Annotated in this window: 8 protein-coding genes; 7 read left to right on the top strand and 1 reads right to left on the bottom strand. The window is 46.3% G+C overall.

All coding sequences use genetic code 11. The annotated features are described in order from the left end of the window. Nucleotides 1-127: 127 nt before the first annotated feature. Nucleotides 128-1,294: a Fic family protein gene (locus tag ACTTHR_RS06130; protein ID WP_442605539.1), complete on the bottom strand. Its 1,167-nt coding sequence runs from the start codon at nucleotides 1,292-1,294 to the stop codon at nucleotides 128-130. Nucleotides 1,295-1,548: 254 nt separating this feature from the next. Between ACTTHR_RS06130 and ACTTHR_RS06125 the strand changes: the two genes are divergently transcribed. From ACTTHR_RS06125 to rpsG, 7 genes are all read left to right on the top strand, one after another. Continuing rightward, nucleotides 1,549-4,578: a tetratricopeptide repeat protein gene (locus ACTTHR_RS06125; RefSeq protein ID WP_442605538.1), complete on the top strand. Its 3,030-nt coding sequence runs from the start codon at nucleotides 1,549-1,551 to the stop codon at nucleotides 4,576-4,578. 9 nt (nucleotides 4,579-4,587) lie between these two features. After that, nucleotides 4,588-6,384, top strand: coding sequence for a hypothetical protein (locus tag ACTTHR_RS06120; RefSeq protein WP_442605537.1), 1,797 nt, complete (start codon nucleotides 4,588-4,590; stop codon nucleotides 6,382-6,384). Nucleotides 6,385-6,532: 148 nt separating this feature from the next. Beyond that, nucleotides 6,533-9,394, top strand: coding sequence for a M16 family metallopeptidase (locus tag ACTTHR_RS06115; protein ID WP_442605536.1), 2,862 nt, complete (start codon nucleotides 6,533-6,535; stop codon nucleotides 9,392-9,394). 435 nt (nucleotides 9,395-9,829) lie between these two features. Further along, nucleotides 9,830-12,418 (top strand): T9SS type A sorting domain-containing protein, encoded by a 2,589-nt coding sequence (locus ACTTHR_RS06110; protein WP_442605535.1) that lies wholly within the window; start codon nucleotides 9,830-9,832, stop codon nucleotides 12,416-12,418. 87 nt (nucleotides 12,419-12,505) lie between these two features. Beyond that, nucleotides 12,506-14,815, top strand: a complete 2,310-nt coding sequence (locus ACTTHR_RS06105) for a T9SS type A sorting domain-containing protein (protein ID WP_442605534.1) — start codon at nucleotides 12,506-12,508, stop codon at nucleotides 14,813-14,815. 298 nt (nucleotides 14,816-15,113) lie between these two features. Further along, on the top strand, nucleotides 15,114-15,500 hold the full coding sequence (rpsL, locus tag ACTTHR_RS06100) for a 30S ribosomal protein S12 (protein ID WP_004333797.1): 387 nt from the start codon (nucleotides 15,114-15,116) through the stop codon (nucleotides 15,498-15,500). 265 nt (nucleotides 15,501-15,765) lie between these two features. Then, nucleotides 15,766-16,242: a 30S ribosomal protein S7 gene (gene rpsG, locus ACTTHR_RS06095; RefSeq protein WP_276773313.1), complete on the top strand. Its 477-nt coding sequence runs from the start codon at nucleotides 15,766-15,768 to the stop codon at nucleotides 16,240-16,242. The last annotated feature ends 12 nt before the right edge of the window (nucleotides 16,243-16,254 follow it).

Below are 16,254 nucleotides of genomic sequence, written 5' to 3'. Positions count from 1 at the left end.
TGAAGTCTTAGCACTACTTTTGTCATACCGTCGCACTTGATACTGGAATCTGAATATGTACCCGAAATGCTTTTTTCGGGTACACGTTACAAGGATGTGTACCCAAAATCCTATTTTCGGGTACACATCATAAGAGTGATTGATTATCTGTCACCGATTCTATAATCTCATCTTGTCGTGGTAATGGTAATGCAGAACCTTGATTAAGAAACAAGTCCATAAGAGCGTGGTTAATATAATAATTCTCCCTCCCTATCTTTACGACAATTAAAACCCTCTCTTCGACCATCATATTCAAATACTTAGCTGCTGTTTTACGCTGAACCATTAGATCCCTCTGCATGAACTCGATTTTAGTGTAGGGATGATAAAATAGATTGTTGAGCAACTCGTGTTTGTAGTTCTTGCCAAATAAGGGACGCAGAATCTGCTTATACTCCTGCATTAGTTTAGAGATACCCTGCACCAATCGAATGGTGTCGCGAGCCGTTTGTTCGACACCTTTGAGAATGAAAAGAATCCATTCTTCCCACTCCAACGAGTTATCTTCACTCTTATCCCTAATAGCCTGAATCAAGGAGTAATACTGCGATTTATTTTGAGTAATATACCTGCTTAGGTAGAGAATTGGTAAGTCGAGCAAATTATTTATCACCAAATAGAGCACGTTAATAATACGTCCCGTTCGTCCATTACCATCATAGAAGGGATGAATACTCTCAAACTGATGATGTATAATCGCCATCTTAATTAGAGGATCGACTTCGCACATCTTAGGATTATTGATAAAAGCCTCAAGGTTTGCCATACACCTCTCTATATCATCTATATTTTGAGGTGGAGTATAAACGGTTTCTCCCTGACTATTCTTTAGCATTGTCCCTGCTTGTGAACGGAAACCTGCTCTATTTCCTTCAAGGTGCATTTGAATATCCTTTATTCTGCTGTTGGTTAATAGAGCATCCTTTCTAACCAATTCAAATCCTCGCTGTAAAGCTTCTCGATACCTAAGGACCTCTTTGGTAGCCGCCGTTACAAGATGCTTCTCTATATCTATCTCAGCTTTGTAGAGATCATCTTGCGTTGTGACGATATTCTCTATTTCGGAACTATCCTTTGCCTCTTGAAGAGTCAAGGAGCTAATCAGTATCGCTTCGTTAGGAATTGTTGCTGCTATCCCCTTTAATTCCGCCAAAGCACGATTGGCCTTGTTCACCTGTCGTAATATCTCTTTGCTCTCTATATCAAAGGCGAGAGGCAATGTAGGTATGTTATAGCCTTTGCCCATATCCATTTACTACTTATTAATTAGGCTTTCGAGTCCTTTTGAAAGAGTATTATACACTTTATCAGTGGCAAATGTAAGGAATAGAAATCTATTATATCCCTTTTCGGGTATTTATCAGGGCGCCTGCCGGAGCGACTCGTTTCCACTTCGTTAAGGGAATGTTATGTATCTTTGGCGGGAGAATATTCGTCCCCTCTCTCGGGATTTTGCGACTCCCCGGGGGGCTTGGATTGTTGTGCTAAACGATTAGCAGAGATAGTATGAAACAGAATACTCCCCTTTGGGCTACCGCCCTCTTGATGCTCTCTACAGCCGCTGTACAAGCTCAAGAAGAACGCTCTTTACACTGGTACGAGCAGCTTCAAAATCAAACTCTTCTTGCACATAGTGGGGCTATTCGAGGGTATAATCCTCGTCTTACGGCTCCTTTTATGGCTCAACCTCAAGGTGCTGTTCTTGCCGACTTATTGGCTCGGAATGCTCACGAAAACTATCGTTTGGGACACACCCTTGCGGCGGAGACGATTCACTATTTCTTAACGAAAGTGCCGGTGGATGAGCGACGCCCTATTTTGTCTCTAGAGCGAGCTGCTTTGTATATGGCCGAGGGTGATTTTCATCGCGCACGCAATCTCCTCGAAAAGGTAGACGAAAGTGCACTCTCAAGAGCCGAGCGTACCGAGTGGCAGGTGCGTACAGCGTATGCACTCCTGCGTACGAATCGAGGAGGGGACAAGTTAGATCCTTTGTTTGCCGAAGCTGCCCAAGCGAATAACCGCTGGGGACGCATTGCCAAACTCTACGTGGCAAGCAGCAAGATGGCAAAGGGAGATTTGCAAGCGGCGGAGGCTATCTATCGATCTCTTTCGGGGGATCAAGAGTTGGCTCCCGAGACGCGCATCGGTATGGCTGCTCTCTCCTATTATTCGGGAGATTATGCCAAGGCGGTTGCCGAGGTGGGTGAGATTGAGCGCGTAGAGCCTCGTTTGGCTTCTAATCCATCACTTTTGCAAGTGGCCGGTAATGCCTATTATCGATTGGGAGATGCCCCTAATGCGAGTAAATACCTAGAGCGGTTTATCGAAGATTCTCCCGAATTTGCTTCCCCGGAAGATTACCTCTTGCTGGGAGCCGCTTACATGGAGCAACAGAGATACAATGAGGCTATCGAGCCCCTCAAGCAGGCTACGCAAGGGAAGGGTGCTACGGGATATGCTGCCAGCCTTTACCTAGGGCGCGCCTTGCGAGATCAGGGGAATTACCCCCAAGCCATTGTGGCCTACGAGCGAGCCGTAGAGGAGAGTGCCCCCACACAAGTGCGGGAGGCTGCCATGTACGAGATGGCGTTAGTTATGCGCTCTTCCGGCCAATCCAACTTCGGACAAGATGTGCGTATTGCCGAGCGTTTCCTCAATACCTTTCCCACCTCCAAGCATCGCCCTACGATGGAGAAGTTCCTAACGGAGTTTTATCTCTCCAATACGGACTATGCTACCTCGTTGGTATCTATTCGGCGACTGAAGAAAACGACACCAGCCATAGACGAGGCACGCCAATATGTTCTTAACCATTTGGCTCTTGATGCGCTCTCTCAGGGCAAATTCTCACAAGCGGCTAAGTATGTAGAAGATGCTCTTGATAAACAGTCCGTAAGCTCTCTATACAAGGGAGAGTCGCTGCTCATTCAGGCAGATATACTACGAGCTCAAGGAGATTATGCCGGCTCTATTCGCCCTCTTACCGCTTTCCTCGCTTTGCCGGAGAGCGCACAGAGACCCAACCGATCGGAGGCACAGTACTATCTCGGGTATGCCCTATTCAATGGCGGGCGGTATGCCGAGGCTAAGGGTTATTTCGCCTCTTCTGTACATGATTCTAAGCAGGGGGCTTTGCGTCAGAGCGATGCTTATACCCGCCTTGGGGATTGCCAGTATGCGACCAATGCTCTAGATGCTGCTTTTGCGTCCTACGAGCGAGCCATCAGTCTTGCCCCATCGCAAAGTAGTGATGCTCTTCTGCGTTTGGCAGAAATTAACGGACTTCGCAAGCAATACTCTCGCCAGATAGCTTTGCTTGATAGACTTATCACCTCCTTCCCCGATAGCCCTGCAGCAGCACAAGCGTCGTACCAAAAGGGGCGTGCTTACCTGCTCCAAGGGAATAACGATGCTGCGGAAAAGGCTTTTGTTGCTACCGCTTCGCAATACAGTCAGAGTGAGGAGGGGCGTCTTGCTTTGCTACAGCTGGCACTCCTCTATTACAATACACAACGTGTAGAGAAGTCGCTCGATACCTATACACAGTTGATGCACCGCTATCCCAAGAGTGCCGAGGCGGCTACTGCCTTTACGCACCTAAAGAGCATTTGCATTGAAGAGGGACGCACCGATTATTTGCAAGGGGCTGTACAGAAGACGGGAGGGGCATTCTCTTTGAGCGAAAGCGAGAGTCGAGAGCTAGAATTTAAGGCACTCGAGAGAGAATATAAGCGTCGCTCCCAAGATGTTGAACCCAAGATGGAGGCCTTTGTTGCCCGATATCGTGTGGGGAGCGATGTCTCCACCATCCAAAAGTACCTCGCAGATTTGGCTTTTGAGCGAGGTGACAAGGATCGCGCCTACACCCTATACACCGCCCTTGCAGCAGAAGTTAAGCAGTTGCCTCGTGCCGCACAATCTTCGGTACTACAACGCTTAGGAGCGTTACAAATAGAGCGAGACGATAAGCAAGCGGCATACGATACGTACCATACCCTTTATACCCAAAGTTCGGATCGTTCGTTGCGAATGCAAGCGGCTGAGAAGGCGGCAGAAATGGCTCTTTCCATGGAAAAATGGAAGACTGCCATCGCTGTAACTACAGATGCCCTCACGGCTTTGGGAGAAGAGGGTGCAGAGAGGCTCCATCTCCTTCGAGGGAATGCTCATAGCGAACTCGGGGAGCGTGCAAAGGCATTAGCAGAGTATAAAATGATTCTTGCCAAGACGGATCTCTCGGCAGGAGCTGAGGCGATCGTCCACTATGCCTCCCTACAGGCAAAAGGCTCCGGCAAAGAAAAACAAGAGGCCAAGCAGCTACTCAATAAATTTATTGAGAAGGGTACTCCGCATGAGTACTGGCTCGCTCGAGGGATATTGGCACTGGCAGAGATCTATCGCTCCGAGGGCGACAAGGTCACCGCAGACCAATATGTGGAGAGTCTAAAGAACAATTATCCCAAGCGTGAAGACGATATTCTTGAGCGCATTGCACGCTATCAAGACCAGCAAACAGGTACCCCAAAGAGATAGAGATAAGTGATGAAACGATATTCCCATACACTATTTTTTGTGGCATTTGCCACCTTCGGACTTCTCACAAGCGGTCTTGCTCAAGCCCAGCAACCCACAAAACCGCAAAGGGCAGATACACTCCGTCGTGAACTTACTGTGGTAAGCGATGCCGAAGTACACCTGGGCACGGTGCAGCCCTTGGCCTCCACATATCAATTTGATAAGCCCAAAGTAACACGGCTAGAGCCTATCCCACCTCGCTCTACGGGCGATTTTACCCCTCCTGTACTATTGCCGGAGTATCCTGCTCTGAGCAATATGGCGTCGTGGGTGCCTCGCTCAAATAAGGCCGGCTACCTAGATCTTTCTCTAGGACTAGAGCCGGTGGTACGAGCTCAGGCCGGCTATACACAATGCTTCAAAGGGAAGCATGTTGTGGATTTGCACCTGCGTCACAACTCCTCCTTCAACAATAATTCTCGTATCTATCAAGGAATCCCTGCAAGGCTTTACACCTATCGCCACCTAACGGACTGGGACCTAAGTTATGAGTATAGGGGGAAAAAGTCCGCTCACTCGCTACAGATTATTGGGGACTATGACCAGTTCAATTACTATGGTCTGGATGCCCAAACGGCAGCTTTCTTGACGAGCAATCGCCCTCCCATGGAGGTAAAGCAGGACTACGAAGCCGCTATTTATCGTTATGTACACCCCGGTAATGTGGGACGAGCCAATCTGTTTGGCCTTGATAATCAGACCTCGTTTCGCTTCCTCGTAGAGCATACGGGCCGTAACTACTCGCAACTTCCTGCCTTCTTTAGCAAGTGGAAGCATCACGAACTCCGCTTCATCGGCGACTTCGATCTTCTCTTTACTTCTAAGCAAGATTTTGCTTGGGGGCTTGCCGGTATGCTGCTCTATCAAGATTGGCAAAGAACCCCAAAAGACCCAAAACAACAAACTATTTACGTACCAGGGGGGCCGTTGCCTTCTCTCTACTTCAACATCACCCCCAAGATTTATTTCAATGGCTGGCTGGGGAATACGGAGTGGCAAGTAACGGCGGGAGTGAATGTGCTTCCTCTTTCTCCGGTATTCAGAGGGTCGCTTCGCTGGCGTAATAATCTAGAGGTGTTTGCCCGTGTAGATGGTAAGGTAAACATGCCCTCTTTGCACGAGTTGGCTCGGGAGAATCGCTATCTGCACCCCGATTCGCTCCTCCGTCCTGAGATGAAGTTTGTGGATAGCGAGTTGGGCATACGAGCACAACTACCCGGTGGTGTCTCTCTCTCCCTCTCGGGAGGCTATGAGCGCACACGTAATACCCACTTCTGGCAACCCTTCCTTTTTGGCGAAAGGGCAGACAATAACACTCCTCGCTTCTTGGCTTTTACGCCTCAGTATGCAAGGAGCCAATCTTGGTTTGTTTCGGGGCGTATAGGGTATGCCTTGGGAGCGAAGTTGCAAAGCTCTCTGCAATGGACCGAACGCCGTTACAAGCTCGATGGGGGAGGAATAGCACAAGGAAAGCCCATCCGTTCGATTGACTTTTCTCTTATCTATAGCCCCTCTTCAAACCTCGACATCTCGGCTCAAGCCTCTTTGCGAGAGGGTATTCCCTTTATCTCCCCACACGACGCGTCCAAGACTCTTACCACGGCGCAACGTGTGGCTCGCGTAGCTACGGCATGGCGCATTACAGACTGGCTTGCCCTACACGGAGAGCTGTCCGCTCCCTTCCTTTTTGGTAGCGAATATCCCTTGGGTTATCAAGATCCTAACTATATCGTAGGCATCGTTGGAGCCACGCTTCGCTTCTAAAATAAGGATAATATGTTGGGAAAACGTACAAAGTCTAGTGGAATGTGCCTACCTTTGTGCTGTTATGGAGGGATAGAACGCTTCCTCCCATTTTGTTAGAACCAGGTAGAAATATCAATACAATTCTAGAATAATAATTGAGTTTAGTATGCAACTGAAACGTTTTGCACTAGGTGTGCTTCTGATCTTTGGCTGCCTCGTACCCGCGAGTTTGCGAGCCCAAGATCCAATGATGCAGCAGTTACCCATTGATCCGGCTGTACGTATGGGTACGTTGCCCAATGGTTTGACCTACATCATTCGTCACAACGAAAACCCCAAGAATCGTGCTAATTACTACATCGCACAGAAGGTGGGTTCTGTTCTCGAAGAAGACTCACAAGCCGGTCTTGCTCACTTCCTTGAGCACATGGCATTCAACGGGACGAAGAACTTCCCTGGGAAGAACCTTATTGGATTCTTGGAGCGCATTGGTTGCCAGTTTGGGGCAGACCTTAATGCTTACACTGCATTTGACGAAACAGTATATACCATAATGGATGCTCCTACAGACAAGGGGATTGAAATTATCGATAGCTGTCTTCTTATCATGCACGACTGGAGCAACAACATTACACTCGACGGCAAGGAGATTGACGAAGAGCGTGGGGTAATCCACGAAGAATGGCGTTCGCGAGACAATGCAAGCTTGCGTATGCTTACAGCTCAGCTCCCCATCGTGCTCCCCAACAATAAGTATGCAAAGCGCATGCCTATTGGTACAATGGAAGTAGTAGACAACTTCAAGCACAGCGAAATCCGCGACTTCTACCACAAGTGGTATCGTCCCGATCTCCAAGGTATTATCGTAGTTGGGGATATCGATGTAGACTATGTAGAGAAGAAACTCAAAGAGATTTTTGCTGACGTACCTGCTCCCAAAAATCCTGCCGAACGCTACTTTGTACAAGTAGAAGACAACGCAACTCCTATTGTCGCTCTCGCTACCGACAAGGAAGCTACCTCTACGAATATCTCTGTAATGTTTAAGCACGACGTTCTCTCTAGAGAGGAAAAAGGTTCTATTGCTGGAGCATTGGTAAATTATATGGAGGCTATTGCTACTCAGATCATCAATGAGCGTTTTAATGAAATTACCATCAAGCCTAATGCGCCCTTCCTCCGTGGTGGAGCTTTCGACTACAACTACATGGGCATTGCCAAGACCAAAAATGCCTTCACTTTTATGGCTATTGCTAAGGATGGTGCATTCAAACCCGCTTTTGAAGCTCTCGTAGCAGAGATCCAACGTGTGAAGCAACATGGTTTCCTCAAGAGCGAATATGACCGTGCTCGTACGGATGTTCTCAAGATGTTCGAAGATCAATTCAAGGCTCGTGCTGACCGCAAAAATGGTTCGTTCTGCGAAGAGTACAAAAACTACTTCCTCGATGGTGGCTACATCCCCGGTATCGAAGTAGAAAAGCAACTCATGGAAATGATTGCAGAGCAGGTTACTCCCGAGATGGTGGCTCAGTACATCCAAGAGATGATTACTACCGATGGTAAAAATCTCGTTATTACGGTTACCGGCCCCAAGAAGGATGGCATTACCTATCCTACCGAGGCTGAAATAATTGCTCTTTACAATGAGTGCGTTGCTAAACCCGTAGAGGCAAAGAAAGAAGAAGTAGTTGATACGAACCTCATCGACAAGGATCTCAAGGGTGGTAAGATTGTTAAGGAAAAGAAGAACCAGAAGTTCGGAACAACGGAGCTAACCCTCCAAAACGGCATCAAGGTTTACCTCAAGAAGACTGACTTTAAGGAAGATCAGATCCTTATGTCCGGTACTACAAACGGAGGTTTCCGTCTCTACTCAAAGCCCAGCGACATACTCAATACTAAGATTGTAGACGATATTGTAACGCTTGGTGGTTTGGGCAAGTTCGATGCTATTGCTCTTGGCAAGGCTCTTACAGGTCGTACCGTAAGCGTATCTCCTGCTTTTGGCAACTTTACTTCAGGTTTTAGCGGTAACTCTACGGTGGCTGACTTTGAGACAATGCTCCAGCTCACCTACCTCTATATGACCGATATTCGTGCAGACAAAGAAGCCTTTGCTGCATACAAAGAAAAGACTACCGAAGCTCTCAAGATGGCCGAGCGTCAGCCCTTCGCTTCTCTCAGCGACTCTATAAACTACCTCCTCTTCGACAATGATATCTGGCGTAAGAAGGTAAAAGCTGATGATATGGAAAAGGTAAGCTACGAGCGCGCACTCCAGATGGCTCGCGAGCGTCTCTCTTCTGCCGACGGCTTCCAGTTCTACTTTGTTGGTAACATCGACGAAGCTAAGGCTAAGGAACTTATCGTAAAATATCTCGGATCTGTACCCAAGGGCAAGGCTACTCCTAAGATGGATAGAACGAAACAAGCCGGCTTCCGCAAGGGTGAAAAGACAATGGAAGTATACAAGGATATGAATACGCCTACCGGTATTGTTATGGACTACCTCCAGGGTAAGGCTGTTTACGATCATAAGACGATACTTACAGCTCAGATCCTCAATGGCGTACTCGATCAGACTCTTATCGCCTCTATTCGTGAGCGTGAGAGCGGAACCTATTCTCCCTCTGCCGCTGCTGAGGTAGACGAATTCCCAACACCCGAAGGTTCTGTTACGGTTCAATTCTTCTGCGCTCCCGAGCGTGCTGCTCAGCTCAATCAGGTTGTATACGATGAGTTGAATCTCATCGTTAAGAATGGCGTAAGTCAAGAGTATTTCGACAAGACTGTTGTGAATATGAAGAAGCGTCATGCAGAACGTATTCGTGAGAATGGTTACTGGCTTGGTAACATAGAAGAATACTTCTTCAATGGCAAGAACTGGGTCGACAATTACGACAAAGTACTCGACTCTATCAAGCCTGCCGATGTACAAGCTCTGCTCAAGTCAATTGTTACCAGCGGCAATCGCTTGCAACTTTATTTCCGCAGCAACCAAACAGAAGCTGACCAGAAAAAGTAATTTTTCAGCCCAGTATAGAGAGGGGAGTCTGACCTAAAGATTTCTCCTTTCTACCCAGAGGATGTATCTCCCGCAGCGGAGGAAATAGGAATTTACGACCTATTCCTTCTCTCGGAGACACATCCTCTTTCTTTTTCTCTAAAGGGAGGGATACTCGGGGGAGTTGCCTACCTACAAATGGCACTACAGAAAGATTCTGTACCTATTAATTGGTACGAAAATTGCCTTTTTCTCTTATTTGAATGTTTGTGTCTTCCCCATTTTGTTGCTCTTTTAGGTAGATTTATCTTCTTTTAGTTCGCATGATAGGAATGTTTTCGTACATTTGCTGACGAAGATCAAGGGGGGGGATTTTCCGATGAGGCAAAGTTGCCACTGACCACTCGTGCCTTGATAAAAGTTGATTGACACAGGATTTATTAAACGGATAATGTAATGAACAAACAATTACTTGTTGGGAGAAATCTCTTTTTCTCCGCCTTTTTCGCGTTAAGCGGAAGCTGTTGGGCTGCGTATGCTCAGAGTGGGACTCCTACCGTATCGGAGACCTATATTGAGCTTACGACGAAAAATGCCAACGACCCCTTGGAGATCACGGTAAAGGGTGCATCTTATGCAGATGCCTGCTGGATAGATCTTAATGGGAATAATACGTATGATGGTGCAAGTGAAGATGCTCCTCGATTTTATAAAAGGCTCGAAAAGAGTATTGCTTCGGTCCGTATTTATGGTAATGTGGGAGAGTTGTCTGCCAATCGTACCAATATCGTAAAGGTTGATCTTACTCACAATCCTTCTACTTTAAAAGAACTCTCTATCAAGGAAAACAAAGAGCTTTCGGAACTAGATCTCTCAAAGAGTGCTCAGCTGGAAAGCTTGGAGGTGGATGGTTGTGAAGCACTTACCCAACTCTCTTTCCCTGAGGGAGCAAAGCTTACACTTCTTTCTTGTGGAAAGAGCGGTATCAAAGAGCTTGACCTGAAGAATCTAAAGGATTTGGAAGCCCTCATGTGTGGAGAGCTGGGGCTTACAACGTTGGATGTCTCTATGTTGGAGAAGCTTACGAACCTTAGTTGCTTTGGAAACAAACTCGCAAAACTCGACATTAGTAACAATAAAAAACTCTTCTCTCTAAAGTGTGACAACTGCGAGATGGAGGAGCTTGTTTTGGGTGATGTAAGCTCACTAAAGTCCTTCTCGGTTAATAACAATAAGCTTAAGCATATAGACGTATCAAAGCTAACACAGATTTCAAAACTATCCTTGCAGGATAACTTGCTAGAGTCTATTGTTGTGAGCAAAGAGATGTCAATGCTTAATGATCTTAGAATCTACAACAATAAGTTGAGTGCAAAAGCCATGATGGCTTTCATTGAGCTGCTCCCGAAAAAAGAGTACGATGATGGTTCGCTCTTTGTTATCAATACAAAGGTCGCAGACAAAAATGTTTGTACCAAAGATGCTGTTGCTAAAGCAAAGGAACTCGGTTGGACTGCCTACGATTGGCAAGATGGTATGGGAAACGAGGGGTACAATAAGTACGAAGGCTCTGATCCCGTAGAGGAAACCCTTGCCAAAATGACGGTTACCGCAAATAAAAATGATGGAAGATGGAGATTCCTTTTCAATGCAGAGGAGGAAGATAAAGCCAACTGTTTTGTCGATCTTAACGGCGACGGAAAGAAAGATGCCGGCGAAGAAATCAACAACTGGAGCATGTATCTTGATGCCAATCACTATACTCGTAACACCAGCTCCGTAACGATCTATGGTAATATTACAGCCTTTAGCTGCGGAAGCAATGATATTACAGAAGTAGATGCTTCTGCTAATCCTAACCTCAAGGTATTGCGTTGTACCAGCAGTCCTCTTGAGAAGATAGACATGACTAAGCTCCCCAACCTCAAGGAGCTTATGGTAAGTCATACCGATATTGCCTCTTTAGACCTCTCAAAGAACACCGCACTTCAGGAACTTTATGTTTCTTCTTGTAAGAACCTCAAGTCGTTGAACGTTACTGCCAATACCAACCTTCGTATCCTCAATGTAGCTTTTGTGAGGGATCTTAAGGAGATTGACCTCTCAAAGAATGCGAAGCTTACTACGTTCTTCTGCGATACAACTTCTATTAAAGAGCTTGACTTCTCTAACAATCCCGAACTTGACCGCCTTGAGTGTGCAGGTACAGGCCTTAAGAAGCTCGTTCTAAAGGGTACTAGCAAATTGCGTGTCTTGCATTGCAACGACAATCCTCTAGGCAAGTTGGATGTTTCGGAATGTGCCGCTCTCGAAGTGCTTCATGCTCATCGTGCACAGCTTACAGAGGCTAACCTCTCTGGACTTAAGAATATGACCGACGTTTGGTTGGACAACAACAAATTGTCTCAGCTCGATGTGAAGTCGGCTTCTGCCCTCCGCGAACTTGATATTCGAAACAATGAGTTTAAGACAATTGACCTCAGTGGTTGTAAGAGTCTAGAGAGCTTGTTCATCGAGTTCAATAAGTTTGAGTCGTTGGATGTCTCCAAGTGTGAAGCTATTGCTGTAGTTTCTTGTTTCCAAAATAATCTGAAGGGTGAGGCCGTAGATGCTCTTATTGCTTCTCTTCCCCAACAAGATCCCGACTTTGGTGTAGGTACTCTCCTTTTCGTAGACCTTACTCTCACGGGAGACAACAACAAGATCTACGAAGATCAAGTGCAGGCTGCTCGCAAAAAGGCTTGGACGGTATACGACCACAATGGTGGAGCTTCCATGGCTAAATATCCTGGAGAACCTCGTGGTCTAGAGTCTGTACGCGCCGAAGAGGTAACACTCTATCCCGTACCTGCAGATGTAGATATGACTCTCACTATTCCTGCTGAATTGGTTGGAAAGGCCATTGCTATCTACGATGCAACAGGGGCAAAAGTGCGTGAGTTTACTGCCACTGCACCCTCTATGCTCCTCTCTGTAGAAGATCTCAATGCCGGAGTATATGTCCTCTCCATTGGTTCTGTTTCTAAGACTTTTGTAGTTCGCTAATTAACCGATTATACTAGGAGTTCTCGCTCATATGGCTGGGAACTCCTAGTTTTATCTACAGAACACTATTAATCACAAAAACGCAAAATGAAAGCCTTTCGCTATTTCATGCTCGGGGGAGGGATTCTCTTTTCTTCTCTTGCTGCAACGGGGCATGCCACGGCTGCAGACCCATCTTCATACACAACTGATGGTCCAAAGATTGTTATGACTACAGAGGCCGTTTCCTCCTTTGTCCCCTGGGCTATCATGATAAAGGCAGATGCCGCCGATGCAGAGTCTATTTGGATCGACCTAAATAATAACCAAAAATACGACGAAGGCGAGGAGGCCAAAGTCAATACGGATAGAGCGGACGAATACTCCAAAACGGGAGCGACCGTAACTATATATGGAGCCGTTCGGGAGCTAACGGTTAATTTGCAAGCACTCTCCTCTCTGGTGGTTTCGGGGAATGAGAAATTACAAGTTCTCAATTGCTACAAGAATAAACTCACCTCACTTGACCTCTCCAAAAACAAGGAGCTGACCCATCTTACTTGTCGCAATAATCAACTCACGCGCCTTGATCTTACCGCTAATGGCAAGTTGCAATCGCTTGATTGCGCCGGCAATAATCTTGCGGATCTTAAGCTCAATCCATCTGCTCCTCTCCAGAAAGTAAACCTGAGCAGTAACCAATTCATAGGTTGGAGTGCAGCCGGCTATGCTCAGTTAGAAGAGGTGGCTTGCTTTGGCAACTTCATCTCTTCTGAGAAGATGACAACCCTCATTCAGTCTCTCCCGGTGCGCACTGCCGAGAATCCCGGTAGTCTCTATATGGTAGATACAGAAGAGTTCCCTAATGGACGCTATAGCGCTGATATTGTGAAGGAAGCCACCAAGAAAAATTGGAAGGTTTTCGACAATAAGGGAGGGAAAAAAGGTGTAACCTATGAGGGAGCATCCCTTACGATTGCTCCGGGAGAAGAGGAGTATATCATCATAACAACAAGTAAAACAACGGGTCAAGGTTCAGATACTTGGGGTATCAAAGCTGTGCTTGCCGATAATGCAGATGCAGGTAAGGCTTGGATTGACTTCAATGGCAATGGGGTTAAAGATGCGAATGAAATCATTAAGGAGAATGGAGTGCCCATCTACCTCAAGAAGACCGTTCCTACCATTGTTGCCTATGGTAAGTTTGCTGCTTTTGACTGTGGTAGTCTGGAATTAGCAGATAATTGTATCTCTGCGATCGATCTTGCTCATGCTCCTACTCTAGCCGTTTTTACTGCTTATAGCAATGAACTTACCGAGTTGGATATAACGAACAACCCTAATTTGGCTCAGGTTAGCTGTGCAAAGAATAAAATCGAAAAGGTAAACTTCTCGCAGTCTTCTAAGATGCAAGTAGTAGAGCTTTCGGAGAATAATCTCACCTCACTGGATCTCTCTGCATGTGAAGAATTGAAGGCTGTTTTTGCGATGAATAACGAGATTTCTTCTCTAGAGCTTCCTGTGTCTTCTCAGATGGAGATGTTGATAGTTCCTTTCAATAAACTCACGAGTATAGACCTTAGGGCGAACAAAAACTTACTCCAATTCGTTTGTGAGGGCAATAAGATAGAGTCGCTTAATGTGGCAGATCTTCGCAAGCTCTTCCTCCTCAGCTGTGGTAGCAATAAACTGAAGAACCTAGACCTTCGCAATAATTCAAGTCTAAGGCTCTTGCGCTATGAAAATAATGATGATCTAGAGCCTGTAGATCTCTCCAGCCTCGTAAACCTATATCAACTCTACTGCGGCACGAAAAAACTTACCGAGTTGGATGTTACACATATGCCCGCTATCTATGAGTTGGATTGTAGTGAAGCAAGTCTTACCAAGTTCCTTATCCCTCAGGAGAATATCCTGCATTTGGTAAGTTGCTACAGCAACAAATTGGACGAACAGGCTATACGTGGCCTTGTTGATCGTCTCTGTGACCGCTATAAGGTAAATACGGCAGAGTTTGAGCCCGGTAGCTTTTATGCTATAAACACGAGCAACGATGCTGAAGGTAATTTTGTCTCTACGTATGCTGCCGATGTGGCTCGTAGTAAGGGATGGGATACCTACGACTGGCAAGATGGTGAAAACAAAGGGAAGAATCCCTACACTGGAAAGCCCGGTGCTGCCGAGTTGCTGCATGGAGAGGCTGTGGCTCTCTATCCTACGGTAGCGTCTGAGACTATTACGCTCTCTATCCCTAATAAAGAGGGTGCTCGAGTACAGATTTATGCGCTAGATGGTACACTCGTGCTTAACACTGTAGCTGCTTCGTCTAAGACCACTATAGATGTATCTTCTCTCGCAGAGGGAGTTTACTTCTTACATGTCGCTAATCGTATCGAGCGTTTCGTAGTGGCTCGCTAAACCTTTTCTCCTGTCTCTTTTGTAGAGAGTAGGAGATACACACTTTTAGGGTGTCTTGTATAAGGGGGCGTTTCTCCCTTTGCAAGATGCCCTTTCTGCTTTTATGGGAGAGATGCTCGGAAGGGGATTTTCTTCTTTGCTTTTTCTCTCCGTTGCACTCACGACTAGAATCTACAATTCTGAGAAATAGGGAGAAAACTTTTGTCAGGTGAGAATTTCTTATTACCTTTGCCGCGCTATACGTATAATTATGCTGTAGCAACTACATAAGTAGATTGATTAATAAATGAAATAAGAAATGCCTACGATTCAACAGTTAGTTAGAAAAGGAAGGGAATCATTCAACGAAGTTGGTAAGTCGCCTGCTTTGGGGGCTTGTCCGCAACGCCGTGGGGTTTGTGTACGTGTGTACACCACTACGCCTAAAAAGCCTAACTCGGCTATGCGTAAGGTGGCACGTGTGCGTCTTACCAACGGTAAGGAAGTAAATGCGTACATCCCGGGAGAAGGTCATAACCTCCAAGAGCACAGCATCGTGCTTGTTCGTGGTGGTCGTGTGAAGGACTTGCCAGGGGTGCGTTATCACATCGTGCGTGGTACTCTTGATGCTGCCGGCGTTAATGGTCGTCTTCAGCGTCGTAGCAAGTATGGGGCTAAGCGTCCTAAGGCTGCTGCAAAGAAGTAGTTCCCTTTGTTTTTAGAGAGACGTGAGAGTAGGGGCTTTTAGAGAATACAATAGTCGCCCTCACCTCAAAGATTTCTCATCCTCCTTTCCTGTTCTACAGTTGTTTTAAGCCAAAGAGTGGCTTAGAGAAAGAAGAAAAAAGAACCAGTTTCGGGTTCAATTGGATAGGCTATCCTTAGAGATAGGTTGAGTAAATGCCCTTGCGTGGGCGTTGAAGACGTAAATTACCGACAACCAATTCGATTCGAACGAATTTTAGACAACAATGAGAAAAGCAAAGCCTAAGAAGCGTCAGGTACTTCCTGATCCTGTATTTGGTGATCGTCAAGTGACTAAGTTTGTCAACCACTTGATGTATGATGGCAAGAAGAATCTTGCCTATAGCATCTTCTACAATGCCCTTGAGATCGTAAAGGGTAAGCTCGCGAATGAAGAAAAGTCTTCGCTTGAGATTTGGAGAGCTGCATTGGATAACATCACCCCTCAAGTAGAGGTGAAGAGCCGTCGTATTGGGGGGGCAACCTTCCAAGTGCCTACGGAGATCCGTCCTGAACGCAAGGAATCTATATCAATGAAAAATCTCATCATTTACGCTCGTAAGCGTGGTGGTAAGACTATGGCAGATAAGCTTGCTGCGGAGATTGTTGATGCTTACAACAATCAGGGTGCTGCCTTCAAACGTAAAGAAGATATGCACCGTATGGCAGAAGCCAACCGTGCGTTTGCCCATTTCCGTTTCTAATACATAACGCAT

The organism is Porphyromonas endodontalis (assembly GCF_052173515.1).
Classification (GTDB): Bacteria; Bacteroidota; Bacteroidia; order Bacteroidales; family Porphyromonadaceae; genus Porphyromonas; species Porphyromonas endodontalis_A.
Note: the sequence above shows the minus strand (reverse complement) of the source record. Positions and strands in the feature narration are given on the sequence as shown.

Coding starts and splice junctions, on each gene's coding strand:
- ACTTHR_RS06115 (WP_442605536.1), top strand. CDS start 6,533: ATGCAACTGAAACGTTTTGCACTAGGTGTGCTTCTGATCTTTGGCTGC.
- ACTTHR_RS06120 (WP_442605537.1), top strand. CDS start 4,588: ATGAAACGATATTCCCATACACTATTTTTTGTGGCATTTGCCACCTTC.
- rpsL (WP_004333797.1), top strand. CDS start 15,114: ATGCCTACGATTCAACAGTTAGTTAGAAAAGGAAGGGAATCATTCAAC.
- ACTTHR_RS06130 (WP_442605539.1), bottom strand. CDS start 1,294: ATGGATATGGGCAAAGGCTATAACATACCTACATTGCCTCTCGCCTTT.
- ACTTHR_RS06125 (WP_442605538.1), top strand. CDS start 1,549: ATGAAACAGAATACTCCCCTTTGGGCTACCGCCCTCTTGATGCTCTCT.
- ACTTHR_RS06105 (WP_442605534.1), top strand. CDS start 12,506: ATGAAAGCCTTTCGCTATTTCATGCTCGGGGGAGGGATTCTCTTTTCT.
- ACTTHR_RS06110 (WP_442605535.1), top strand. CDS start 9,830: ATGAACAAACAATTACTTGTTGGGAGAAATCTCTTTTTCTCCGCCTTT.
- rpsG (WP_276773313.1), top strand. CDS start 15,766: ATGAGAAAAGCAAAGCCTAAGAAGCGTCAGGTACTTCCTGATCCTGTA.